This window comes from Thalassospiraceae bacterium LMO-JJ14 (assembly GCA_021555105.2).
Lineage (GTDB): Bacteria > Pseudomonadota > Alphaproteobacteria > Rhodospirillales > Casp-alpha2 > UBA4479.
This window is the reverse complement of record CP134604.1, coordinates 1,774,833-1,799,846: the sequence shown is the minus strand read 5'-3', so window position 1 is coordinate 1,799,846 and position 25,014 is coordinate 1,774,833. Positions and strand designations below refer to the sequence as shown.

General features: G+C 60.6%; 25 protein-coding genes. 10 read left to right on the top strand and 15 right to left on the bottom strand.

All coding sequences use genetic code 11. The annotated features are described in order from the left end of the window. Positions 1-70: 70 nt before the first annotated feature. A complete protein-coding gene (locus L2D14_08630; protein ID WNK01487.1) occupies positions 71-598 on the bottom strand; it encodes an RT0821/Lpp0805 family surface protein in 528 nt (175 codons plus the stop codon). A 219-nt stretch (positions 599-817) separates the two neighbouring features. Between L2D14_08630 and L2D14_08625 the strand changes: the two genes are divergently transcribed. Then, a complete protein-coding gene (locus L2D14_08625) occupies positions 818-1,198 on the top strand; it encodes a MarR family winged helix-turn-helix transcriptional regulator (GenBank protein ID WNK01486.1) in 381 nt (126 codons plus the stop codon). Between the two features lie 199 nt (positions 1,199-1,397). Here the strand turns inward: L2D14_08625 and L2D14_08620 are convergent, their stop codons facing one another. Genes L2D14_08620 through L2D14_08610 form a run of 3 tightly spaced genes read right to left on the bottom strand, consistent with a single transcriptional unit; the run spans position 1,398 to position 3,916 of the window. Then, the gene (locus tag L2D14_08620) at positions 1,398-1,871 is read right to left on the bottom strand and encodes a (deoxy)nucleoside triphosphate pyrophosphohydrolase (protein WNK01485.1); all 474 of its coding nucleotides are present in this window, start codon (positions 1,869-1,871) and stop codon (positions 1,398-1,400) included. After that, a complete protein-coding gene (gene argJ, locus L2D14_08615; GenBank protein WNK01484.1) occupies positions 1,852-3,081 on the bottom strand; it encodes a bifunctional glutamate N-acetyltransferase/amino-acid acetyltransferase ArgJ in 1,230 nt (409 codons plus the stop codon). Before argJ ends, L2D14_08620 begins: the two co-directional genes overlap by 20 nt. Before the next feature lie 16 nt (positions 3,082-3,097). Next, positions 3,098-3,916 carry a peptidylprolyl isomerase gene (locus L2D14_08610; protein WNK01483.1) on the bottom strand — a complete coding sequence of 273 codons (819 nt, stop codon included), beginning with the start codon at positions 3,914-3,916 and terminating at the stop codon, positions 3,098-3,100. 234 nt (positions 3,917-4,150) lie between these two features. Between L2D14_08610 and L2D14_08605 the strand changes: the two genes are divergently transcribed. From L2D14_08605 to L2D14_08595, 3 genes are all read left to right on the top strand, one after another. Beyond that, a complete protein-coding gene (locus tag L2D14_08605; protein WNK01482.1) occupies positions 4,151-4,447 on the top strand; it encodes a hypothetical protein in 297 nt (98 codons plus the stop codon). A 185-nt stretch (positions 4,448-4,632) separates the two neighbouring features. Further along, positions 4,633-5,610 (top strand): CoA ester lyase, encoded by a 978-nt coding sequence (locus L2D14_08600; GenBank protein ID WNK01481.1) that lies wholly within the window; start codon positions 4,633-4,635, stop codon positions 5,608-5,610. A 77-nt stretch (positions 5,611-5,687) separates the two neighbouring features. Further along, positions 5,688-6,641, top strand: a complete 954-nt coding sequence (locus tag L2D14_08595; GenBank protein WNK01480.1) for an acetyl-CoA carboxylase carboxyltransferase subunit alpha — start codon at positions 5,688-5,690, stop codon at positions 6,639-6,641. A gap of 142 nt (positions 6,642-6,783) precedes the next feature. Here the strand turns inward: L2D14_08595 and secA are convergent, their stop codons facing one another. The 4 genes from secA to L2D14_08575 form a co-directional block, all read right to left on the bottom strand. Then, positions 6,784-9,519: a preprotein translocase subunit SecA gene (gene secA / locus L2D14_08590; GenBank protein WNK01479.1), complete on the bottom strand. Its 2,736-nt coding sequence runs from the start codon at positions 9,517-9,519 to the stop codon at positions 6,784-6,786. 137 nt (positions 9,520-9,656) lie between these two features. Further along, positions 9,657-10,580 carry a site-specific tyrosine recombinase XerD gene (xerD, locus tag L2D14_08585; protein WNK01478.1) on the bottom strand — a complete coding sequence of 308 codons (924 nt, stop codon included), beginning with the start codon at positions 10,578-10,580 and terminating at the stop codon, positions 9,657-9,659. A 20-nt stretch (positions 10,581-10,600) separates the two neighbouring features. Then, complete coding sequence (locus L2D14_08580) at positions 10,601-12,604, bottom strand: hypothetical protein (protein WNK01477.1); 2,004 nt, start codon at positions 12,602-12,604, stop codon at positions 10,601-10,603. Continuing rightward, a complete protein-coding gene (locus tag L2D14_08575) occupies positions 12,585-12,725 on the bottom strand; it encodes a hypothetical protein (GenBank protein ID WNK01476.1) in 141 nt (46 codons plus the stop codon). The genes L2D14_08580 and L2D14_08575 overlap by 20 nt, the downstream gene beginning before the upstream one ends. A 223-nt stretch (positions 12,726-12,948) precedes the next feature. On the opposite strand from L2D14_08575, the gene L2D14_08570 reads away from it, so the two are divergent. The 5 genes from L2D14_08570 (at position 12,949) to L2D14_08550 (ending at position 17,615) form a co-directional block, all read left to right on the top strand. Beyond that, on the top strand, positions 12,949-13,530 hold the full coding sequence (locus tag L2D14_08570) for a shikimate kinase (protein WNK01475.1): 582 nt from the start codon (positions 12,949-12,951) through the stop codon (positions 13,528-13,530). Next, positions 13,527-14,672, top strand: a complete 1,146-nt coding sequence (aroB, locus tag L2D14_08565; GenBank protein ID WNK01474.1) for a 3-dehydroquinate synthase — start codon at positions 13,527-13,529, stop codon at positions 14,670-14,672. The genes L2D14_08570 and aroB overlap by 4 nt, the downstream gene beginning before the upstream one ends. 78 nt (positions 14,673-14,750) lie before the next feature. Next, complete coding sequence (locus L2D14_08560; protein ID WNK01473.1) at positions 14,751-16,028, top strand: HlyC/CorC family transporter; 1,278 nt, start codon at positions 14,751-14,753, stop codon at positions 16,026-16,028. A gap of 144 nt (positions 16,029-16,172) precedes the next feature. Continuing rightward, a complete protein-coding gene (locus L2D14_08555; GenBank protein ID WNK01472.1) occupies positions 16,173-16,619 on the top strand; it encodes a CBS domain-containing protein in 447 nt (148 codons plus the stop codon). Between the two features lie 87 nt (positions 16,620-16,706). After that, positions 16,707-17,615 (top strand): DMT family transporter, encoded by a 909-nt coding sequence (locus L2D14_08550; protein ID WNK01471.1) that lies wholly within the window; start codon positions 16,707-16,709, stop codon positions 17,613-17,615. A gap of 1 nt (position 17,616) precedes the next feature. Here the strand turns inward: L2D14_08550 and L2D14_08545 are convergent, their stop codons facing one another. From L2D14_08545 to L2D14_08530, 4 genes are read right to left on the bottom strand one after another with little or no spacing between them, the layout of a single operon-like run. Then, the gene (locus L2D14_08545; GenBank protein WNK01470.1) at positions 17,617-18,063 is read right to left on the bottom strand and encodes a hotdog fold thioesterase; all 447 of its coding nucleotides are present in this window, start codon (positions 18,061-18,063) and stop codon (positions 17,617-17,619) included. 29 nt (positions 18,064-18,092) lie between these two features. Then, a complete protein-coding gene (locus tag L2D14_08540) occupies positions 18,093-19,775 on the bottom strand; it encodes an acyl-CoA mutase large subunit family protein (GenBank protein ID WNK01469.1) in 1,683 nt (560 codons plus the stop codon). Between the two features lie 2 nt (positions 19,776-19,777). Then, a complete protein-coding gene (locus L2D14_08535; GenBank protein ID WNK01468.1) occupies positions 19,778-20,245 on the bottom strand; it encodes a cobalamin-dependent protein in 468 nt (155 codons plus the stop codon). Next, the gene (locus L2D14_08530) at positions 20,242-20,859 is read right to left on the bottom strand and encodes a TetR/AcrR family transcriptional regulator (GenBank protein ID WNK01467.1); all 618 of its coding nucleotides are present in this window, start codon (positions 20,857-20,859) and stop codon (positions 20,242-20,244) included. Before L2D14_08530 ends, L2D14_08535 begins: the two co-directional genes overlap by 4 nt. Positions 20,860-20,956: 97 nt before the next feature. Between L2D14_08530 and L2D14_08525 the strand changes: the two genes are divergently transcribed. Beyond that, the gene (locus tag L2D14_08525) at positions 20,957-21,532 is read left to right on the top strand and encodes a DUF2889 domain-containing protein (protein ID WNK01466.1); all 576 of its coding nucleotides are present in this window, start codon (positions 20,957-20,959) and stop codon (positions 21,530-21,532) included. On the opposite strand, the gene L2D14_08520 is transcribed toward L2D14_08525, so the two are convergent. The 3 genes from L2D14_08520 to L2D14_08510 form a co-directional block, all read right to left on the bottom strand. After that, the gene (locus L2D14_08520; GenBank protein WNK01465.1) at positions 21,529-21,810 is read right to left on the bottom strand and encodes a ribbon-helix-helix domain-containing protein; all 282 of its coding nucleotides are present in this window, start codon (positions 21,808-21,810) and stop codon (positions 21,529-21,531) included. The two genes, L2D14_08525 and L2D14_08520, sit on opposite strands and share 4 nt — an antisense overlap. Before the next feature lie 87 nt (positions 21,811-21,897). Beyond that, a complete protein-coding gene (locus L2D14_08515; GenBank protein WNK01464.1) occupies positions 21,898-24,435 on the bottom strand; it encodes a GAF domain-containing protein in 2,538 nt (845 codons plus the stop codon). Beyond that, the gene (locus L2D14_08510; GenBank protein ID WNK01463.1) at positions 24,425-24,988 is read right to left on the bottom strand and encodes a hypothetical protein; all 564 of its coding nucleotides are present in this window, start codon (positions 24,986-24,988) and stop codon (positions 24,425-24,427) included. The genes L2D14_08515 and L2D14_08510 overlap by 11 nt, the downstream gene beginning before the upstream one ends. Positions 24,989-25,014: the final 26 nt, after the last annotated feature.

Here is a 25,014-nt window from a genome sequence, read left to right as displayed (position 1 = left end):
GGTGCCGCCCGTCTCGCATCGCGCGCCGCAGGGCCGGAGGAGTACCCCCGGGCGCGACGCAGTGCAGACGTTAGCTGGAGATTTTCCAGTCGCCGTCCGGCATCCGGCACGCGGTGCCGTACCCGACCTGGGATTCGCCACCGACGATGACTTCGGTCTGGTATTCCCGGCAATAAGCGCCGGTCTGCGTGTCGCGGCCGACACGGGTCGGCGTGACATGGCCGGAATTGCCGCTTTCCGGGTTCGACCAGGAAATCGTCTGCCCGACCGGGGCCTCCATGGCCTGGGTCTGCGCCCGGTTCAGGTACGCCTGGTCGGCACGGTCGAGGGATTGACCCATCGAGTTGCCGAGGAACCCGCCGAGCAATACGCCCGCCGCGGTTGCCGCAAGCTGGCCCTTGCCGCCGCCGACCTTGGATCCGGCGAAACCACCGAGGCCCGCACCGAGCAAGGTGCCCATGGTCTGCTTGTTGCCCTGGTCGGTGACACAGCCGCTCAGCAGGCCGAGGCTCAGCACCGCCGCCATGGCCATGGCCATCGGCCGGCGCAATTTCGTGGTCTTCTTGGTATTGGTCGTCATCAATTCGGTTTTCATCATTCGTCCTCCTGTTACGTCGCCGCCGTTTCCTCCGCGGCGATGAGAGGAGCTTAATTATCTTTATTTTTATAGTCAATATTGTTGTTAAAAATAAATGTATTTAAATGTATCAAACTTTTTATCTTTTATTTTCAATATGATAATGGGAATGGACATTTGCAGCAAAGAAGCTATATATATAACTGTAATTTTTAACATTGTTTCCCATGGAGGAATCCCGTGCCCCTGACCTATAGCGATCAGCAACGGCGTGCCTATCTGGTCTTCACCGACAAGGTCGGCAGCGGCTGGATCAATCTGTTCGCGGGGGACACGGAATTTTACTCGGCCGCTTACTGGGATTTGCTGACGCACTTGTGGCGCGTCAGTGAACCGGTCCGCAAGACCGACGCAATTGCCGCCATCACCGGCGTCAAAAGCCCGCTGACGGCATCCAAGTACATCGACACCGCGCTGACACGCGGGCTGATCGTCGAAAAGGAAAACCCCAATGACGCGCGCTCGAAGCTGATCGCCCTGTCGCCGCAGATGCGCGCGCAAATGGATGCGTTTTTCGACGATGCGGTCGATGAAATGAAAAAGGCTGTGGCGGGGCTTTAAGCTGCCCCCTCCAATACCCTTTTCCCGGATGGGCCACCGGCGCTTATGCGCTGGCCCCCGGCCTGCGCCGGGGTAACGGACAACATTACCCTTTGTCATTCCGGCGAAAGCCGGAATCCAGAGCGTCAGGCATCATTAATTGCTTTCTGGACCCTGGCAGGGATGGCGGCAGAGATGCAGAGCGAAACGGCGGGCCGGATCAGAGATAATCCCTGAGCAGCGCCACCAGCGGCTTGTCGGCCGGCGGCATCGGATAATCCCCCAGCCGGATCGGCTGCACCCACTTCAATTCCTGGCCTTCGAGGGGTTTCGGCTGGCCTTTCCAGATGCGGCACAGATACAGCGGCATCAGCAGATGGAAATCCTCATAGACGTGGCTGGCGAAGGTAAACGGCGCCAGGCAGGACTCGGTAATGTCGAGGTCCAGTTCTTCGGCCAGTTCGCGGACCAGGGCGGTTTCCGGCAGTTCGCCGTCGGCGACCTTGCCGCCCGGAAACTCCCACAAGCCGGCCATCGATTTGCCTTCCGGACGTTTGGCGATGAGCACCCGCCCGTCGGCGTCGATCAGGGCCGCAGCCGCCACCAGCACGGTTTTCAGCCCCCCGCCCGCGCCGGCAAAGGGCGCGCCCCAGCAGCCCCCGTCATGGCCAGAGTCAGGACCTGTAGTCGGCATTGATCGAGATGTAGCCGTGCGTGAGGTCGCAGGTCCAGACCGTCGCCGCCCCGTCACCGATCGCCAGATCGACGTCGATATCGATTTCCTGACCCTTCATGTGCGCCGCCACCGGCGCTTCGTCGTAACCGTCGACGGCGGCGCCGTCGCGGGCGATGACGGTCCCGCCCATGCTGATCGCGAGCTTGTCGCGTTCGGCCTTTTCACCGGCCTTGCCGACCGCCATGACGACACGGCCCCAGTTCGCGTCCTCGCCGGCGATGGCCGTCTTGACCAGCGGTGAATTGGCGATCGACAGCGCGATCCGCTTCGCCGCCGCATCGTTCTCGGCGCCTTTAACGTTGACGGTGATGAACTTCGACGCCCCCTCGCCGTCACGGACCACCTGCTTGGCGAGATCGATACACAGGTCTTCGAGCGCGACGCGGAAGGCATCAAGGGCGGGATCATCGGCATCGCTGATTTCCGCGTTGCCGGCGGCGCCGGTCGCGAACGCAAGCACCGTATCGCTGGTTGAGGTATCGCTATCGACGGTCGCGCGGTTGAAGCTGTTTTCCGTCGCTTCCGACAAACACGCCTGCAGCACGGCCGACGGCAATGCCGCATCGGTGGCGATGAACGCCAGCATCGTCGCCATGTCCGGCGCGATCATGCCCGAGCCCTTGGCGATGCCATTGATGCGGACCGTGGTCCCGTCAATATCGACACGCCTGGTCGCCCCCTTGGGGAATGTATCCGTCGTCATGATCGCCTGCGCCGCATCGGCCCAGCGCGCAGGCGACATTTCCTCGGCCATGGCAAGGATATGCGGTGTTAGTTTTTCCGCCGGCAGAACCTCGCCGATGACACCGGTGGACGCCGCGAACACCCGGCTCGGGCGGCACGTCAGCACATCGGCGGCGGCGGCGACGACGGCTTCGCAGGCCTCGGCCCCGGCACTGCCGGTGAAGGCGTTGGCGTTACCGGCGTTGACGACGACGCCACGGGCCTCGCCGCCCTCCAGATGCTGGCGGCACCAGTCGACCGGCGCCGACGGACACAGCGAACGCGTAAAAACGCCGGCAACCTGTGTGCCGTCGGCGAATTTCATCAGCAAAAGGTCGGGACGACCCTTGTATTTCAATCCGGTTTCAGCCGCTGCGATTTCCACACCGTCGATGGCCGGCAGGTCCGGAAAGGCATCGGGCGCCAATGGCGAACGCGCGATCATGTTCAATGCTCCGAAATCAGGGTTTGCTGCCGTCAATGGCGAAACGTTCGATCTTGGCCTTGGCGCGCAGGCGCTCGACATAGGCCGAGCCCGCTTCCTGGGCGGCACTGGCGCGCAGTTCCTCGATGCTGTCTTCAAAGCTCGGCGGCGCGGCAGCGCGTTTTTCCTCGACCTTGATGACATGGAACCCGAACTGGGTTTTCACCGGCTCGCGCGAATGGCTGCCGGCGTCCAGAGCAAAGGCGGCGGCTTCGAATTCAGGCACCATCTGCCCCTTGCCGAAGAACCCCAGATCGCCGCCGCGCGGCCCCGAAGGCCCGGTCGATTTTTGCTTCGCGACCTCCGCGAAATCGGCGCCGTCGTCCAGCGTCTTGATCACGGCAACCGCCTCGTCGGCAGTTTTCAGAAGAATATGCCGGGCACGGACTTCCTCGGCACCCTTGGCAACCGACGCTTCGTACCTGGCACGCAGTTTTTCATCGCTGACGGCGGCTTCGATTTCCTTGCGCACGGCATAACGTTCAAGAATCTGCTCGCGCACGATCGCCAGGGTCTTTTTGAAATCCGCTTCCTCGTCCAATTTTCGGGCCAGCGCATCCGTGGCGACAAGCTTGGAATCGATCAGACTCGTCAACAGCATCGGATAAATCTGTGCCATCGGCACTGCCTTGTATTCCTGCGGCAGGTTTTCATGCGCTTTTTCAATGTCGGAGCGGAGAATTTTGGCACCGTTGACGGTGGCGATGACGGGATCGTCCGCCGCCTGGCCCGGCAATGACGGCAAGACAAGAAACAGGCCCGTCAGAAAACCGGCGGCAAGGGTTCGGATAGACATAACATTCTCCTGCTAATGGCGCATGCAAGGCCCGCAAGCGGGCCGGTTTCCGGCGATAAACCACACCCGGCCCCGGCGGGGCAAGCGTGGCGAAGCCGTGGTCCCTTTTTAACACGTTGTAACAAAGTGAAAACAAATGAATCCCTGCGGAAAAATCCCTGAAATGTTGATCCCCGATAGTGGCTTCCAGTCATCGTTGTTGAAATGTGCAAATCAGGATTTTTTGGAGCTGTCATGGAATTCTTTGCTGATCCCGAATTCATCAAGTTAACCGCCCTCGGATGCGCGTTTGTTGTTGGCGTCAGTGTCTGCATCTACGTCGCCCTGCGTGAAACGGCCGAACTAAACCGCCGCAGGCGCGCCAAGAAACTGATCTATCAAGATCAGGTGCAGCGCGAACTGAACCGCAAGAAGCATCTTATGGCGAAAATCCAGACCCAGGATGCGGACGACAGCGTTTCCACGCAAATGCAGGACCAGATACAAACCCAGACGACGATGCAGCGCTCGGGCAATCAGTCTTTCGCCTGAACAAAAGGCGATTGCATGCGCCCGAATTCACCAGGTTCTCTTGAGGTGGTGTAACTCACCGTACACTCTCCACTGGCCGGTCAGAAGGACCGGCCTTTTTTATACACATGGCGGCTGCTAATGCTTGCAAGGCCGCCGCCACCCCGGCATGTTGCACCTGCTAACATTTGCCAGAGGGTGTGATTATGAGTTTCACGATTGTCGATCAGGCGCCGGCGCGTCTTAACCGTTCCGAACTTGCCGTTCCGGGTTCCAGCACGAAATTCCTGCAAAAGGCCTGCGAAAGCGCTGCCGATATGGTTTTTCTCGATCTCGAGGATGCCGTGGCCCCCGATGACAAGCCGCAGGCGCGCAAGAACATCATCGAAGCCCTGAACGATCAGGACTGGTCGGGCAAGACCGTGTCGCTCCGCATCAACGGACTGGATACGCACTATTGCTACCGCGACGTGATCGAAGTGGTCGAAGGCGCCGGCGACAAGCTGGACCTGATCATGATCCCCAAGGCCGGCACCGCCGCCGATATCTATGCCATCGACATGCTGGTGACGCAGATCGAAACGGCCAAGGGCTTCAAGAACCGCATCGGCTTCGAGATGATCATCGAAACCGCGCTCGGCATGCAGAATGTGTTTGAGATCGCCGCCGCCTCGCCGCGCAACGAATCCCTGCACTTCGGCGTCGCCGATTATGCCGCCTCGACCAAGGCCCGTACCACCGCCATCGGCGGCCCGAACAAGGATTACTATGTGCTGAGCGATCCGCTGGAAAACGGCGAGCGCGAGATTTACTGGGGCGACATGTGGCATTATCCGATCACGCAAATGGTCGTCGCCGCGCGCGCCAACGGTCTGCGCCCGATTGACGGTCCGTTCGGCGATTTCAAGGACCCGGACGGCTATATCGCACAGGCCAAACGCGCCGCCGTGCTCGGCTGCGAGGGCAAATGGGCGATCCACCCGTCGCAGATCGAGCTGGCGAATACGGTTTTCAGCCCGTCGGCCGAGGACGTCCAGCAGGCCGAACGGATTCTCGAAGCCATGGCTATTGCCGAGAAGGAAGGCCGCGGCGCGGTGGCGCTGGACGGCAAGCTGATCGACTATGCCTCGATCAAGCAGGCCAAGGTCCTGGTCGATATGGCCGCGAAACTGGCCGGCAAGTAATTTCCGCCGATCCTTATAATATGAAAATTCGCTAGGGTGTCTCGCCAAGCGCGTTTGTAGATGGTATTCACGTAGGCATGCAGGCTTATCTGGATTTCGAAAAACCAATCGCCGATCTTGAAAGCAAGATCGAGGAGCTTCGCCACCTGTCGAGCGAGGGCGAGGTAAATATTGCCGACGAGGTCAGCCGCCTGCAGGACAAGGTGCAGCGCCTGCTGACGCAGACCTACAACAAGCTCACCCCGTGGCAGAAAGCGCAGGTCGCGCGCCACCAGAAACGCCCGCACGCACTGGCCTATATCGACGCCCTGATCGACGACTTCACGCCGCTTGCCGGCGACCGCGCGTTTGCCGAAGACAACGCCATCGTCGGCGGTATCGGCCGTTTCAGGGGCCGTTCCGTGGTCGTCATCGGCAACGAAAAGGGTGACAGCACGGAATCCCGTATCCGCCATAATTTCGGCATGGCCCGGCCCGAGGGCTATCGCAAGGCGCAGCGCCTGATGCAGCTCGCCGACCGCTTCCATCTGCCGCTGATTACCCTTGTCGACACGCCCGGCGCCTATCCCGGCGTTGACGCCGAAGCCCGCGGTCAGGCGGAAGCCATTGCCAGATCCATCGAAACCTGCATTTCCGTCCGCGCGCCGTTCGTCAGCGTGATCATCGGCGAGGGCGGCTCCGGCGGCGCCATCGCACTGGCCGTCGCCGACAAGGTTTTGATGCTGGAACATGCGATTTATTCGGTGATTTCACCGGAAGGCTGCGCCTCGATCCTGTGGCGCGATTCCGACAAGGCCGCGGACGCCGCCGAGGCGCTCAAACTGACGTCGCAGGATCTGCTGAAGCTGGGCGTCATCGATCAGGTGATCTCGGAACCGCTCGGCGGTGCACACCGCGACCCGCTGGCCATGATGACCCGCACCGCGGACGCCATTGAAAAGCATTTCGATGAGCTGACCAAGGTTTCCGGTACCGAACTGCGTACCCGGCGGCGCAAGAAATTCATCGATATGGGCTCGACGGGGCTTTAAGCTCCACACCAACCGTCATCCTGAACTTGTTTCAGGATCCATGCTCTCTCACGACACACGTGTCGGTTTTCATGGGCCCTGAATCAAGTTCAGGGCGACGACGCGGGGGTATTGTCCGGGACGGGACGGAAGCGTCAGGCGCTCAGGTCACCTTGCCGTGGCAGTGCTTGTACTTCTTGCCCGATCCGCACGGGCACGGCGCGTTGCGCGGCACCCGGCCCCAGGTGTCCGGGTCGTCCGGATTGACTTCGCTGGCGGCCTGACGGCTGTTGAGCGGGGTAGCGGAATCCCCCTCACCTGCCTGCTCACCGGCCTCGCCGCCCTCGCCTGCCTGCAAGGCGGGATCGGTACGGGTTTCGTGCATTTCCTGATCCGGACGCTGGAAGTCATCTTCGTCCGGGGCCGTCTGGAACTGCACCTGGGCGAGCACGGTCGTCACGCGGTCGCGCAGACCTTCGAGCATTTCCTCGAACAGGTCGAACGCTTCGCGCTTATATTCGTTGAGCGGATCGCGCTGCGCATAAGCCCTGAGGCCGATCCCCTGACGCAAATGGTCGAGGGTCAGCAGGTGCTCTTTCCAGCTCTGATCCAGCAATTGCAGCAAAAGGCTCTTTTCCACCATGCGCATGACGTCGGGGCCGATATTGGCGGCCTTTTCGGCCATCATCCGGTCGGTGATGTCGGTCAGGCGTTCGCGGATTTCCTGATCGGCGATGCCTTCTTCCTTGGCCCATTCCTTGACCGGCAGGTTGACGCCGAAGACACGCAGCACTTCCTCGTGCAGAAAATCGACGTTCCACTGATCGGTATAGGCTTTTTCGGGAATTGCCGCGGAAACCATGTCGGCGACGACCTGCTGGCGCATGTCGACGATGTCGTCGGCAACCTGTTCGGCAGCCATCAATTCGCGGCGCTGTTCATAGATCACCTTGCGCTGGTCATTCATCACGTCATCGAATTTGAGCAGGTTCTTGCGGATTTCGAAGTTCCGGGCCTCGACCTTCGACTGTGCCTTTTCGAGCGCCTTGTTGACCCACGGGTGGACAATCGCCTCGCCCTGCTCGAGGCCGAGTTTCTGCAGCATGCTGTCGATCCGCTCGGAACCGAAGATGCGCATCAGGTCGTCCTGCAGGGACAGATAGAACTTCGACGTCCCCGGGTCGCCCTGACGGCCGGAACGGCCGCGCAACTGGTTATCGATGCGGCGGCTTTCATGGCGTTCGGTGCCGAGCACGAACAGCCCGCCGGCTTGCAGAACGATGTCGCGGTCGCGCTGGATTTCTTCTTTGATCTTGGTTGCCGCGGCTTCGTATTTGTCGGAGCCGGGTTCGGCGTCGATGTCCTGCGCCAGGCGCATTTCCAGGTTGCCGCCCAACTGAATGTCGGTGCCGCGGCCCGCCATGTTGGTGGCGATCGTCACGCCGCCGGGCCGGCCGGCCTGGGCGATGATAAACGCTTCCTGTTCATGGTAGCGGGCATTGAGCACGTGGTGCGGAATTTTCGCGCTCTTCAGCGCAGCGGCGAGCTGTTCCGACTTTTCGATGGAAACCGTCCCCACCAGCACCGGCTGCTTGCGTTCATGGCAATCCTTGATCTGCTCGACGATGGCGGCGTATTTCTCGTCAACGGTGCGATACACCTCGTCATCGTGATCGACGCGGGCGACCGTCACGTTGGTCGGAATTTCAACGACCTCGAGCTTGTAGATCTCGGCGAATTCGCCGGCTTCCGTCATCGCCGTACCGGTCATGCCGGCCAGCTTCGGATAGGCGCGGAAATAGTTCTGGAACGTAATCGAGGCCAGGGTCTGGTTTTCGTTCTGGATGGTGACGTTTTCCTTGGCTTCGAGCGCCTGGTGCAGCCCTTCGGAATAACGCCGGCCTTCCTGCATGCGGCCCGTGAATTCATCGATGATGACGACGTGGTTGTCCTTGACGATGTAATCCACATCGCGCTCGAACAAAACATGCGCGCGCAGCGCCTGGTTGGCGTGATGCACCAGATTGACGTTCTGGATATCGAACAGCGAGCCTTCCTCGAGAAGCCCGGCGTCGCGCATCAGGGTCTCCATATTTTCGATGCCGCTTTCGGTAAAGGTCGCCGAGCGGGCCTTCTCGTCTTTTTCGAAATCGTCTTCGGAAAGATTCGGGATCAGCTTGTCGACCGTGGCGTACAGATCGCCGAGGTCTTCCGTCGGGCCGGAAATGATCAGCGGCGTCCGCGCCTCGTCGATCAGGATGCTGTCGACTTCATCGACGATGGCGAAATTGAACGGCCGCTGCACCATGTCGTCGAGGGTGAATTTCATGTTGTCGCGCAAATAATCGAAACCGAGCTCGTTGTTGGTCGCATAGGTCACGTCGCAGGCATAAGCCGCGCGGCGCTCGTCATCGTTCATGCCGTGCTTGATGACGCCGACGCTGAGGCCCAGGAAGGTATAGACCTGCCCCATCCAGCCGGCATCGCGCTCGGCCAGATAATCGTTCACCGTGACGACATGCACGCCCTCGCCGGAAAGCGCGTTCAGATACACGGCAAGCGTGGCGACAAGGGTTTTACCTTCCCCCGTCTTCATTTCCGAGATCATGCCCTTGTGCAGGACCATGCCGCCCAGCAGCTGCACATCGAAATGGCGCTGGCCGAGGCTTCTTTTCGCCGCTTCGCGGACCGTTGCAAAGGCATCGACCAGCAGATCGTCGAGGCTTTCACCATCTGCCAGACGCCCGCGTAACCAATCGGTGCGGGCCTTCAGCTCATCGTCGGAAAGGGCTTCAAGGGTGGGCTCTTCGGCATTGACGGCATCGACCGTGCCTTGCAGTGTTTTGACGTACCTGTCATTGGCCGAGCCGAACAGGCGTTTGGCAAGATTTTGCAGCATAAATAGGCTCCGGGTGCGCCGAGCGCTGATAAGGTGGGCCGCACGAGCAGCGGCCCTCAAACGGTTGCCAAAGAGATAGAGTCCAGACCGGCCCCTGTCAACGCGCCGGACGGTATTAGCTGAGCGGCGTCATATTGTCACAATCCGGCCATCGGGTGGCTGGTTTCGACCAGTTGGCGCAGGCGCTCCTCCATAACATGGGTATAGATCTGCGTCGTCGAGATGTCGGCGTGCCCCAGCATCTGCTGAAGCGCCCGCAAATCCGCGCCGTTGGCCAGCAAATGACTGGCGAACGAATGGCGCAAGACGTGCGGCGAGACGCGCCTGCGGTCGAGCCCGGCTTCCGTCGCCAGTTCCTTGACCTGCTGGCCGAAGCGGGCCCGCGTCAGGTGACCCTCCTTGCCGCGCGAGACGAAAAGATAGCGTTCGGCCCGCGTCCTGAGCCGGCCTTTCGGCATGAAGCTGTCGCGCACGGCCAGATAATCGCGCACCGCGTCCTGCGCCGGCTCGCCCAGCGGCACCATGCGTTCCTTGCCGCCCTTGCCGCTGACGATCAGCACCGGGCTTTCCCTGAGAAACGCGGATACCGGCAGCCCCACCAACTCACTGACCCGAAGCCCGGTCGCATAAAGCACTTCCATCAGCGCCAGCAGCCTGAGCCCGTCCGCGCCCGGGCGCCGCCGGGCGGCTTCCAGAAGCGCGTCGACTTCCGCCTCGCTCAGGTATTTCGGCAACCGCTGGCCGAGCTTCGGCCCGTCCAGGCTCGAAGTCGGATCGTCCTCGCGAAAGCCCATTTCGATGACGAAGCGGAAAAACCGTTTCAGCGCCGATAACCGCCGCGCCGCCGTCGATGCCGCCAGACCCTTTTCATTGATGGCGCGCAGATAGGCCCGGACGTGATCGGCGCTGGCGCGCTCGGGCGTTGTCTGGCGCCGCCCGACAAAATGCGCGAACTCACTCAAATCACCCCGGTAAGCCGAAAGCGTGTTCACGGACGCATTGCGCGTCGAGCGCATCATGTTGAGGAAGTTCTCGATCCACTGAAATCTGAGTTCGGCCATGCCGCGCCTTTCAGGGACGATCAGAGACCGGCCGCCAGAAGCGTTTCCACCGCGAGCTTGCGGGCCGTCCGTTCGAACCCGAGCGCACGAAATGCCGCTACGACTTCATAAACCACGGCAATGCCCTGATCGCCGGGAACGCCGTTGCCCATGGACTGCAGCGCATAGATCGCCGCCTTCGCCGCACCCGGCGGTACATCGGCCACCTTTGCCTTGCCCCGGTTGGCCATGGCGGCGGCACCGGCAAGCCCAGGTGCGTCCATCCTGTCCGCGCTCGGTTTCAAGGCCCGCAGACTGTCACGGAACATGAACCAAACCACGGGTGACGGCATCAGCTGGTTTTTCGCAACACCGGCCTCGATCCCGTCCCATGACGTCGACGGCAAGTCCTCGCCGAGCGCCATGAACATGCCGTTGACCAGCGCGCGGTAAGACGAGACTTCCGGCGTATCGTCCAACGTGCTGCGCCACGCGGAAATCACGCTATCCAGCGGTATCGACTTGTCGCCGACACCCAAAAGACGCGCCAGTGGCCGGACCCGCGCCAGGGCCCGCGAAGATTCCTCGCGCACCGTGGCGCTGGCGCGAAGCAGCGCCAGCCAGCGCTCGGTCCCGGTCGCATCGCCCAGCACCAGATAAGCCCGCACGCCCGTCAATGCGAACCAGACCATTTCCGGGCTCGGCGGCAGACGGTCCATCAGCGGGCGGAACGCTTCCACCGCCGCCTGATAGCGTCCTTCCTCGCGCGCCAGCGTCAGGGCGCTGAGGATGATTTCGGCGCGCGCCGAGGGAATGTTCTGTTTCGCCGCCGCCTGATACAAAAGCGCACGCGCCGCCGCGCCGCCGATTTCCTGGGCACGGGTTAGCGCATTGGCGAGGTCGGGTTCGACAAACGAGACCTGCTGATACAACCGGCGCAGTTCCGCTGAAGACAAGGCGCCCATCGGCACGGCGCGTTCCGCCGCCTCGATCCTGCCGCCGATGATCAGGTTCGGCGCCATGGCAAGACTGTGCAGGACAAGCGGATCGTCGGTTTCAACGACGCTTGCCGGCAGTTGGACCTTGGCGGCACGGCTGAGCGCGATATGCACCGGCGTCGGCCGCTCGATGCTTTCGAGAATGATCGGTTTCTGGCTGATCACCGAGTCCGCCAGCAGAACCAGCGACGGATCGTCACCGGCAATTTCCCTGAGCAGCGACAGGCCGAAATTGACGCTGTCCGCCTTGCCGTCCAGCGCATCGCAATAGACCAGCAGGCGCTGCCAGAAATCGTCATTGGCGGCGCCGGGACTGTTACGCGCAAGACCACAGGCCCGGGCGTTGTTGTAGCGGATGATCTGCACCTTGGCGTCGACCACATCGAGGCCCGCCGGCCGGCCCTGACGGGGGGCGGCGGCCAAAAGTAGCTCGGCATTATCGACATCGCCCATATCGATCAGCACCTTTGCCCGCGCCGCCAGAAGGCTCGGCGCGTCCTCACCGACGGCAACCGGCGCCCTGGCCCGGCTCAACAGCAGCAGGGATGTAATTTCACGCAATGCCGCCGAACCGCTGCGCAGCGGGATGGCATTGACGAGCGATACGGCTTGGGTCCGTGTCAGCCCCTTCCACATTTCGCCCCCGAACCCGCCGTCCTGGCGGGTGAGCACACCGGCGGATTCGTTGTCGATCTTCCCCAGCCCATCGACTTCGATGCCGGATTTGCCCGATGCACCGAGAAGGTTTTGCGGTTTTTGCATCTGCGCCGGTGCCGGTTCGGCCTGCCGGGACGGCACCAGACGCCGAGGCGTGCTGGTCTCGGGCTGCGGCTGAACTTCCGGTTGGGTTTCCATCTGGCCAAGCGGCACCGGCGTGTCGGCGGGCGGCTTACTCAGATCCACCGGCGCCCCTGTTACCGGCGCCTGGGATATTTCCTGAACCAGTTCTGGGACTGTTTCCCGGGGGATCTCATCGGCCAGCGCCTGCGGTGCTGCAAGCAGGGCCACACACAGAACAGCCCAGCGATCAACGCGGGAACTTGTCATTCGGCAATACCTTTTCGACGTTACTGACCGGTGCCGGGATCTCCCACGTCGCCAGGAATGCCGCTCCGCCACCCGCGCCGAGTAACAGCAAAATCAGAATGAAGACCGTCAGTTTACCCATGAAAAACCGTTACCTGCTCTACCAACTCGCCGTTTATGCATGCGCGGCAAGAATTTTGAAAACATTGAAACAAACGACACTGCAATTGATGCTCGCCTAGGACTGTGGCAAATTTTTGCCATTGCTGCGTCAGTCTATCGGCAGGCCCCTGACCTTTCAACGGGCAGACCCGGCCGGTGTCGACTGTATTTAGCCGCTAATGTTCGGAAAAGTGAATGATTTCATGGCTATAGAGCCAACAAGCGAAGCCGCGAACGACGATGATCTGCCTGAGATCAATCGTCCGCTCGTGCTTGTCGGACTGATGGGCGCCGGGAAATCCTGCATCGGACGCCGGATGGCCGAATCGTTCCGTTTGCCGTTTCGCGATTCCGACAGTGAAGTCGAGGAGGCTGCGGGCTGTGAAGTCCGTGACATTTTCGAGGTTTACGGCGAACCGGCGTTTCGCGATTGCGAGCGCCGCGTGATCCAGCGGCTGCTGCACGGCGAGCCGTGCATCATCGCGACCGGCGGTGGTGCTTTCATGGACCCGGAAACCCGTGAAGAGATAAAAGCGAACGCCACCTCGATCTGGCTGCGTGCCGATCCCGAAGTCTTGCATCAACGAACGAAACGCTCGAAAAACCGGCCGCTTCTGAGCAACGCCGATCCGCTCGCCACCCTCAAGGAACTTGCGGACAAGCGCTACCCGATCTATGCCGAAGCCGATATCACCATCGATACCGCAAACGAAGGTCTGGAAATCACCTTGGAGAAAATCATCACGGCGCTGCGCGACGGCAGCGAAGCGGAACATACGCCATGACCCCGGCTGTGACACTGGCCAGCGAAGGCATCGAGACCCTGCATGTCCCCATGGGCGAGCGGAGTTACGACATCTTTATCGGTGACGGCGGTATTTCACGGGCCGGCGATATCCTCAAGGACATCCTGCGCGCACCCCGCGCCGTCATCGTCACCGACGAGAACGTTGCCCGCGACTGGCTGACGCCGCTTCGTACATCGCTGAATAAAGCCGGCATCAAGACCCGCGACATCGTGCTGCCGCCGGGAGAGCACACAAAAAGCATGACGCACCTGGGCCAACTGCTCGATGATCTGCTTGAACACAACATCGACCGGAAAACCACGCTGATCGCGCTTGGCGGCGGTGTCGTCGGCGACCTGACCGGGTTTGCCGCCGCCGTCGTGCTGCGCGGCATCGATTTCGTACAGGTGCCGACGTCCCTGCTGGCCCAGGTCGACAGTTCCGTCGGCGGCAAGACCGGCCTCGATACCCGTTACGGCAAGAATCTGATCGGCGCCTTTCACCAGCCCCGCGCCGTCATCGCCGATACCCTGACGCTGGATACCCTGCCGATGCGCGAACGCCTGTGCGGCTATGCCGAAGTCGTCAAATACGGCGTCATCAATGACCGCGGGTTCTTCGACTGGCTGCAGGAGAACGGACAAAAAGTGCTCGACGGCGATCCCGTGGCGCGGCGCGAAGCGATCCTGCGGTCGTGCACGAACAAGGCGGAAATCGTTGCCGCGGACGAACGCGAAGCCGGGTTGCGCGCTTTGCTCAACCTCGGCCACACCTTTGCGCATGCGCTCGAAGCGCAGGTCGGCTTCGAAGACAAGCTGAAACACGGCGAGGCCGTCGCCATCGGCATGGTCATGGCGCTCGACCTTTCGGTCCGTCTTGCCCTGATCAACGAGACCGAGCGCGATCTGCTGAAGGATCATCTGGACAGCGTCGGCTTGCCGACCGATATCAAGGGACTGGCCGGCGGCAACTGGACATCGGATGTCCTGCTGCAACACATGGGGCGCGACAAGAAAACCCATGACGGGAAGCTGACGTTTATCCTGGCCCATGGCATCGGTCATTCGTTTGTCGCAAACGACGTCGATCCCGTTAGCGTCGGCGAAGTACTGGATACTTTTATCAACGACGCCCGTTAGGTCATGATACAACGCATGAGACTGGTGAGCGGGTGCGGTGCGCCCGGGGAACCTATTCGATTTATGTAAGGATTTACGATGTTGGAAATCGGCCTCGCAATATTTGTGCTTCTGATCCTGTCGGGATTTTTCTCCGGCGCGGAAACCGCGCTGACAGCCGTATCGAAGCATGTGATGCATCAAATGGAGCAGAGCGGCGACAAGCGCGCGTCGATCGTCAATGCCTTGCACGAAGACAAGGAACGCCTGATCGGTGCGATCCTTCTCGGAAATAACCTGGTCAACATTCTCGCTTCGGCGCTGGCGACCAGCCTTCTGATCCAATTGTTCGGCGACAACGGCGTTGTCTTCGCAACCATTGTCATGACCGCCCTGATTCTGATTTTTTCCGAAATCCTGCCGAAGACCTATGCCATCCGCAACGCCAACAGCATGGCGCTGGTGGTTGCCCCGATCATCAAGCCGGTGGTCGCCGTGCTGGCCCCGATCACACTGGGCATCAACGCCATTGTCCGCCAGGTGCTGATCCTGGTCGGCGCCGGCCCCAATGCAGCGGAAAGCCGTGAAGCCGCGGAAGAGGAACTGCGCGGCGCCATCGAACTGCATGACGGCGACGAGCCGTCGGTGAAGCAGGAACGCGACATGCTGCGCTCGGTTCTGGAACTGACCGAAGTGCAGGTCGAGGAGATCATGACGCACCGCCGCAACGTGGTTGCGATCGACGTTGAATTGCCGTCCGAGGAAATTGTCTCTCAGGTGCTCGAAAGCCCGTACACGCGGATTCCGCTGTGGAAGGACGATCCTGAAAACATCGTCGCCGTTCTGCATGCCAAGGCCCTGCTCCGCGAAATGATGCGTCTCGGCGGCAACGCCAAGGATGTCGACATCATGGCAATTTCCACGCCGCCCTGGTTCATTCCGGAACAGACCCTTTTGCTCGATCAGTTACAGGCGTTTCGCCACCGCCGCGAACATTTCGCGCTGGTCATCGATGAATACGGCTCCAACATGGGGGTCGTGACGCTGGAGGACATCATCGAGGAAATCGTCGGCGATATCGATGACGAGCACGATGTGGAAGTCACCGGGGTCACCGCACAAGCCGATGGCAGCTTCCAGATCGACGGCTCGGTGACGATCCGCGATCTGAACCGTGAATACGAATGGGACCTGCCGGACGCAGAAGCCTCGACGATTGCCGGGCTTGTTTTACATGAAAGCCGGCGTATTCCGGAAGTCGGGCAGAGTTTCATGTTTCATGGTTTCCGTTTCGATATCGTCAGCCGGCAAAGCAACCAGATTACCGGCATCCGCGTCACACCGCCCAGCGGGGATCATGATGGCGCCAAGGAATAGACTGATAAATAAGGGTTTTTTCCACCTACGACCGCAACGTGGCTTTTACACTTCACCAAATTATTGGAGTAACGTAGACTAGTTCATGCGGTCGCAGGGAAGTCGTGCGGTTAAGAATGTTGCGGCCGCTTTTTGGAGGTCACCATGCAGCGGAAAATCGTCCCCGATATCGTTAAACCCGTCGATGTCGCCAGTGTCACGCCCGATGACACCGTGCTTAATGCCGCAAAGATCATGCGCGACCGGAAAATTGCCGCCCTGATCGTCGTCGACGCGGACGGCGACCTGACGGGGATCGTCACCGAACGCGATATCGTTTTCCGCGCGACCGCCGAAGGCAAGGATCCGGGGTCCACCAAGGTATCGGAAATCATGACCGTCAACCCGGACACGCTGGCACCGGGCGACAGTTCATCGGACGCACTCGAACTGATGCAGACCCGGAATTACCGCCACCTGCCCGTCGTCGAGGGTAAAAAATGCATTGCCGTGGTGTCCGTCCGCGACCTCTTCAATTCGGTGAAGGAATCACTCGAGGAAAGCATCCGCGAAACCGAGGCGTTCGTCTTCGGCGACCGTTACGGCGCATAAGACCGCCCCGTGGGCGCATGGCAGGCATGGCGAAATAAAGCAGCTTGCAGGCTTTCCATTTTCCCGCTTATGCCTTAATCGGCGTTGATGAGAAACGCCCCGCACCAGGACAATGCCACGCTCGGGATCACACTTGTGGTTTCGGCGATGTTTATTTTCGCAACCCAGGACGCGATCACCAAGACGCTGGCCGCCAGCTATTCGGTGCCGCAGATCCTGTGGGTGCGGTTCGTTTTCTATGCTCTGTTCGCACTGGCGTTTTCGGCCCGCAAACGGCCGCTGCGATATTGCCTGAAAAGCAACGCGCCGTGGCTGCAGATCGCGCGTTCTTTGCTGATCGTCACGGAAATCGGCATGTTCATCGTCGCCATCCGCTACATGACGCTGGCCGAGATGCATGCACTGCTGGCGACGTTTCCGCTGATGGTCACCGGCATCGCCGCGCTTTTCCTCCGCGAGCCCGTCGGTATCCGCCGTTGGAGCGCCGTATTCGCGGGCTTCATCGGTGTGCTGATCATCATCCGTCCCGGCATCATCGATATCAAACCGGCGGTCTTTCTGGCTTTGCTGACGGCACTGATGTTCGCCGGCTACAACGTCATGACGCGCCTTGTCGCCAAATACGACGACGGCGAAACGTCGACGGTCTACATGGCCGTGATCGGTGCCGTCGTACTGACGTGCATCGGCCCGTTTTACTGGATCGACCCGCCGCTGATCGACTGGTTCTGGCTGATCTGTCTGTCGTTCACGGCGGCGTCGGGACATTTCCTGTTGATCAAGGCACTGGAAGCGGCCCCCGCTTCGACGCTGCAGCCGTTCAACTATACGCTTTTGGTATTCGCCACCGTGATCGGCTATCTGTTCTTCGACAACCTGCCGGATTTCTGGACCGTCGTCGGTGCATCGGTTGTCGTCGCCAGCGGTCTTTATACGATCTATCGCGAACGCAAGCGCGCGCCCAAGGCGCCGCCGCCGCTGGAAACAGCCCCCTGATTTATTTGAGCGTGTCTTCGACCATCTGTTCGGTGATGAAAACCGTCCCGGTGAAGGCGACGATGGCGACATCGTCCGATGGCCGGACCACGTCGACGCGGTAAACCGCCTTTCTGCGCGTGCGGCTGATTTCCCGGGCCCGGGCCTCTATGACATCGCCCTCGCGCACCCCCGACAGATATGAGATGTGCGCATCGATACCCACCGACACCTGCTCGTAGGTATTCGATGCCATGCCGAAAGCCGTATCGGCCAGGGTAAACAGAACCCCGCCATGGCCCCATTTCAGGAAATTCAGGTGCTCGGCACTGATCGTCATCCTGAGATCGAGAAGCCCCGGCGACGCGTTCACCACTTCTATGCCGAGCGCCCCGGCGCAGTTGTCGCGGGCCAGCATCGCCTCGACGCGGGCGCGCGTTTCGCTGTGTGCGCCCACGTTCGTGTCCATGCTGGTATCCATGTTCGTTACCGGGTCCCTCACGCCGCGATCAACGGCTGACCGAAGCCCAGCTCACGGCGCAGGCAGGCGCACATTTCGCCATGCGTTGCGCCGACTTCGGCAGCAGCCACCAGCGCCTCGAAGACATTCAGGCTTTCGTCGCCGCAAGCCCGCGCCATCGCCGCCAGCGCTTTTTCGACGGCGGCGTTGGAGCGTTCGGCCTTGAACGTCTTCAGCTTGGCGATCTGCGCCTCCATGGCCGCGCGTTCCGGGCGTTCCAGCGGCGTCACCGGGACCGGCTCGTCATCGGCGTAGGCGTTGACGCCGACAACCGTCTGCTCGCCGCTTTCGACGCGGCGCTGGAAGTCGAGCGATGACTCGCCCAGCTTGTCCTGCACCAGCCCCGAAGAGACGGCGGCGAACATGCCGCCGGCGGCATCGATCTCGTCGAATGCGGCCATGATTTTTTCTTCCATCTGATCGGTCAGCGCCTCGACATAGTACGATCCGCCCAAGGGATCGATGACGTCGGTCAGGCCCGCTTCCTCGCGCAGGATGTTCTGCGTCTGGATGGCGATCTTGGCCGCCGCCTCGGTCGGTGTGGAGAGCACCTCGTCATAGGCGTCGGTGTGCATCGACTGCAGCCCGCCGAGAATACCGGCAATCGCCTGCGCCGTGGTCCGGGCGATGTTGTTCAAGGGCTGCTGGCGGGTCAGATCGACGCCCGAGGTCTGGGCGTGGAACTTGAACCGCCAGGCCCGGGAATCCGTCGCGCCCAGCCGCTCCTTGGCGAGACGCGCCCAGATGCGCCGCCCGGCGCGGAACTTGGCGATTTCCTCGAAAAAGCTGATCGAGATATCGAAGAAGAATGTGAAACGCGGCAGGAAGGTGTCGACGTCGAGCCCGCGGGCCTGACAGTCCTCGGCATACTGGATCGCCGACGCCAGCGTGAAGGCCATGGCTTCGGCGGGCGTTGCGCCGGACTGCTGCATGTGTTGCCCGACCACCGAGACCGGGTTCCACATCGGCAGACGTTCGTTGGCGAACTGCACATGATCGACGAACACGCGGCGCGCGCCGCCCAGCGCAAGCCGGAAGAACATGTGGTTGGCGACATAGTGCGAGATGTAATCGCTCTGGTTCGAGGTGCCGGAAATCCTGGACCACGGAATATCGCGGCGGTTGGCGACCCCCAGCAGGAACGCCAGCAGCGTGAACGGCGACGGGTCATTCAGTGCCACCGACATGTCGCCGATCGGCACGCCGTCGAGACAGGTTTCCATATCCTCGATGGTGTTGATCGTGGTGCCGCAGGTGCCGAGAATCTCGATATCCACTTCATCGATGTCGTAGCCGCGATAGACCGAATTGCACGGGATCATGCTGAGCGCCGTGGCACCGGTGTCGACGATACGGCGCATGCGGGCGTTGTAGTCTTCCGGCGTGGCGAGACCGATCAACTGGCGCTGCGTCCACGAGCGGCCGCGGTGCATGGTCGGATAGATGCCGCGCGTATATGGTGTCGCGCCCGGAAAGCCGAGATCGGGCATGTACTCGTCCGGCGACCAGTCTTCCGGCGTATACAGCGGCTTGATCTCGATGCCGGAACGGTTGCGGCGCGGTTTTTCGTTCGGCAGGTGCGCCTCGTAGGAATCCCGCCAGTTGTCGCGGGCGGCTTCGAAATCCTGGCCCAGCGCTGTGTTTTTACGATCTTCGCTCATTGTCACTCTCCCAACTTCTTGCGGCGTTCGACGATCAGCGCGGCAATGCCGTCAACGATATCGGTGCGTGAACAGCCCGGATGAAATACCTGCGCAACCCCCGCTTCCTTCAGCATCTGTTCCTCGTCATCGGGGACGATACCGCCGACGATGACGATCACATCGTCCAACCCGGCGTCCTTCAGCGCGCGCATCAGCTTCGGCACCAGCAGATGGTCCGTCGCCAGCGAACTGACGCCGACGCAGTCCACATCTTCCTGCGCCGCCTGATTGACGACGGTTTCGACCTGCTGCCAGGGGCCGGTGTAGATCACCTCCATCCCGGCATCGCGCAGGAACGAAGCGACCAGCCTGGAACCGCGGTCATGCCCGTCGAGGCCGATCTTGGTAACCATCACTTTCGGCGGGCGGGCCAGACCGGCGACAGCGGACGGAATGCCGGAGGATTGAGACGCTTCAACTGTATTCATGGCTTTGTTCCCACGGTTTTATCGTTGCGTAACAAGCGGACGAAATGACCGGCGATTTCCGCCGGCGTATCTCCGTCCGCCCGGTACCAGGTTTTCGACCAGTTCGCAGCACCCAGCAGCATCAGCCGCATCCAGCCCGCGTCCCCGGCGTTCTGCAGCGGCAAGGCATCGACCAGATGGCGGAAGCGCTTTTCGTAATCGTCACGCAGCCCGATCAGCTTGGTGCGCAATTCCGGCGCATCGGCGGGCAGATCGCGAATCACCACCTGCGCATAGTCGCCCCCATCCAGAAGACTTTGCAGATGTGCCGCCAGTGCGTTTTCGAGCTGCTGCCAGGGATCGTTCGGATCGCAAGCCGCCACGGCACCATCGACGGCTTCGGCGATTCGTCGCACGCCTTCTTCGTGAACCGCCAGCAGCAGCGCCGACTTGGATTTGAAGTGATAATAAAGCGACCCTGCCAGCATCCCCGCATCGGCGGCGATGTCGCGCATGGTCGTCGACGCATAACCCTGCCGGCGGAAACGGTAAGCAGCCGCATCCAACACTCCAGCCCGGCGATTGTTGTTTCTGGGCCTTGCCGTTTCGTCGTTTATGAGGTCTTGTCCGTCCATGACTTCCCGTTAAACAAACGTTTGTTAGGTCAACTTATACCTTGCACACGAGCCGGACAAAAGCGAAATGTGACATCAAACGACAGGAGTGATCAGCATGCCGCTTTCCAAGGCCAGCCCCCGCAAACACATGCACACCCGTGAAATCCGCTGCGATGCCTATCAGCGTGACGACGGCCTGTGGGATGTTGAGGGGGTCATAACGGATACCAAGTCCTATTCCTTTGAAAATCAGGACCGTGACGGGGTCGCGGCCGGCGAAGCCGTGCATCAGATGCGGGTCCGTCTGACCATTGACGACGAGATGGTGGTGCATGCCGCCGAAGCCGTAACCGACGCCGCGCCATTCAACATGTGCGGCGATATTGCACCTGATTACGAGAAACTTGTCGGACTGAAGATCGGGCGTGGCTGGCGCAAGAACGTGGTTGCGCGTCTGGGCCGCACACATGGCTGCACGCATATTTCCGATCTTGTGCTTGGGCCTCTTCCGGTGACCGCGTATCAGGCGGTCATTCCGGCGCGCCGGGAGCGCGGCGATGACGTCGGCGACAGCATACGGCCGGCCACGCTGGACACCTGCCACACCCTTGCCGCGACCAGCCCGATCGTTAAAAGGCGCTGGCCGAAATTCTATGTAGGTGATGAGGATGAGGCATCACCGGATGCCTAAGCGTTTTGATTATCCACACCCAGCAGTGCCTGATCGATCATCCGGGTTTTGAATGACGGTTTCTGCGACAGCCGGAAATAATTGACGACGGTCGCCCTTACCGCCTGTGCGCGATTTGCCTCGCCGCGCACCTGATCGATCCGCGTACACAGTTCGTGACGCGTAACGCCTTCATTGCTGCAAATCTCATCGAGCGCATCCCACACGGCAGCTTCCAGCCGTACCGTCGTCCGCCGTTTGGCGATCATGATATTTCGCGTTAGCATTCGCGCGTTCATTCAACTTCTCCGAGATTTACCTAGGAGAAAGATTTCATATATGACCGCGACTTAAAAGTGTGTTTTTGGAAAAAACCTCATCGGAGGTTATTTTGACGTCATAACGAAGACGCCATCCCAGTCTTTTGGCGGATCCGCCTTCAGCGCCTCGCAACGATCGATGTAGATCTGCGCCAGTTTATCATTGGGATTTGCCTTCAGGCACTCGCGAAACAACGCCATCGATTTGTCCCAGTCGCCCTTGTTGTAATGGCCACGGGCACCCTTGAAGTTGTTCACGACCTCCATCAGGTTGGGAAACGTCTCTTCGGTATGATAGTCGAGCACTTCCAGGATTTCGACCGGCTTGGTCTTGCCCTTGACGATAACCCGGTCGATGTCGCGAATCCGATACGTCCCCTTGAGCTTTTTGTAGGTCAGGTCACTGATCAGGATGCGCGCCGCGTACTGCTTGCAGGCCGATTCGAGTCGCGCCGCCAGGTTCACGCCGTCGCCGATCATCGTGTAGTCCATGCGCTTCGGCGAACCGATGTTCCCGGTCACCACGTTGTCGGTATTCAGGCCAAGTCCCATGTCGATCGGCATTTCACCCTTGGCGACGCGTTCCTTGTTCCATTCCCACAGTTCGCTGATCATGGCGATACCGGCGCGCACGGCCCGGTCTTCGTCATCGTCGCGCGGAATCGGCACGCCGAAGCCGGCCATAATGGCATCGCCGATGAACTTGTCGAGCATGCCGCCCTCGCGGGAGATACATTCGACCATGATGGTGAAATACTCGTTCAGCATCTGCACCGTGCCTTGCGGGCCGAGGGATTCGGTGAGCGTCGTGAAGCCCCGCACATCCGAGAACAGTACCGTCGCCGTGATCGCACGACCGCCCAAGGCATCGTCCCCGCCGGCCATCAGCTGATCGGCGAGGCCCGGATCCATGTAGCGCGACATCGTCGACTTCATGCGCTTCTCGGACGAGATGTCTTCCAGCATATACATCACGCCGAGCTTCTTCTGCTCGGGGCTCAACAACGGCAGGCAGGTGACGTTGACGGAGATTTTGTCTTTTTCCTCTTCGTCGCCGACAACCAGTTCGGCATCCATCTTGATGTCGCCCTCGCCGCTTTCGTCGACTTCCTTGGCCTGATCGTTGAGCCAGGCGTTTTCCTCGATGAAAAACTCTTCCGCTTTTTTGTCGATAATATCGCCGGCCTTGGCCCGCAGAATACGCAGCCCGGCGGCGTTGCAGGTCACGATCTTGCCGTCATCGTCCAGCGTCACGACGCCGTTGGTCATCGATTCCAGCATGCTCTCGTTATAGTTCTTCATATTCTGAACGTCTTCGAAGAGCTTGGCGTTTTCCAGCGCGATGGCGATCTGTGAGGTAAATGCCTTGAGCCGCGCTTCATCCTCCTCGGTAAACGGGCCGCCACGCTTGTTCAGCACCTGCGTGACGCCGATAACCTTGCCGTCCTTGTTGGTGACGGGGATACACAGGATCGAGCGGGTGAAATAGCCTGTCTGCTTGTCGAAGCTGGGATTGAAGCGAAGATCGGCATAGGCATAGGGAATGTTCACCGACTTCGCCGACGAGAACACGGCGCCCGCGATCCCGGCCGTATTCGGCAGGCGGATTTCGCCGATGCTGTCGCCCATGGCAACGCGTGAAAACAGTTCGTTGGTTTTTTCGTCGTTGATGAACAACGTGCCGCGGTCGGCACTGAGCATCCGCGTCGCTTCGCTCATGACCTTGGCCAGCAGCGAACCCAGCTCCAGATCGGACGTCACGTCGGTGACGATGTCGAGGAATTCAAGTTCCTGTTCGCGCGACTTCTTCATCTTCTCGACGAACTGCGTCGATTGCAGCGCGACGGAAGCCTGTGTCGTCATCGCCTCGAGAAGTTCGAGGTCCTCTTCGGTGAACTCGCCCTTCTTCTTGTTCAGAACCTGAATCACACCGATAAGGTCGCCTTTGACGGTCTTCACCGGGGCACAAAGGATCGAGTGCGTCTTGAAGCCGGTCTGCTCATCGACCGTCCGGTTGAAGCGATCGTCCGAGTACGCATCGAGAATGATCAGTCCCTGGCCCGACTGGAACACGGCGCCGGCGATACCGCTGTTATTCAGAATGCGGATTTCACGCTGGAAGTTGCCTTGCGCAAAACGCGAATAAAGCTCGTCCGTGACCGGGTCGTTGAGGAACAGGGTGCCGCGTTCGGCCTGCAGCTCCCAGGTCGTCATCTCGACCATGGTTTCCAGGACTTCGTCCAGGCTTTCGATCGCCGCGACACGGCGCGACACGTTCAAAAGCATTTCCGCCTGTTTCAGCTTGCGGTCGGCCTGGCGCAGCTTGTCCATGCGGCTGATGCGGCCTTCGCGCCCGCCGGGGACTTCGATATCCTCGGGGTCGTCGAAATCCGCATCGTTGGCTCGGGCATTTTCCTTGGCGGCTTTTCTGCGCTGCGACGGCGGGACCGGCGGGTTCTTCCTTGCCGGAACGGCGGCTTTCACCTCTTCGGCGTCGCCACCCGCCTGGGCGCTTTCGTTGCCCGGCACCTTGGCACGCGCAGCAGTGCCGCCGCGCCCCTGCGCGCGCCGTGCACCTGCCCTGACCCGGATGTTACTTGCCACCCTTTAACGCCTCCAGCTCGTTTCGCATTTCAACAACCGTCTGCTGCAGTTGTCCCAGTTCATCGCGCGAGATCCGTTCCTGTTCCTGCAGTTGCTCGATGTTATCGAAGCGCATCGTTTCAAGCTCCTCACGCAACGAAGCCGCAGTCTCCTTCAACTGGCGGATTTCATCCGTCGTTTCGCGCACAATGTCCTGAACCGCATCCGCCTTTTCAATCTGTAACCGCTCCAGCTCGTCGCGCAACGCCTGCGCCGCGGCCTTCAGTTGCTTGATCTCGCTGGCCGACCCGACGACCGCTTCCTGAACCTTGGCCTCGGCGGCAATCCGGTGCGCTTCAAGTTCGTCGCGAAGCGCCTGTGCCGTTTCCTTTAACTGTTTGATCTCATCGACCGAATTGGAAACCGCTTCCTGTACCGCCTGCTCTTTTTCAACCTGCAGCCGTTCAAGTTCCTCGCGTAACGCAAAGACGGTCTGCTCCAGTTGACGGTTTTGCATTGTCGCCTGGTGAAGCTCGCTCGGCTCTTCCTCGACAAGTGTTGCTGTGTCAGCCATTAAACTTCGTGCACACTCCCCATAAC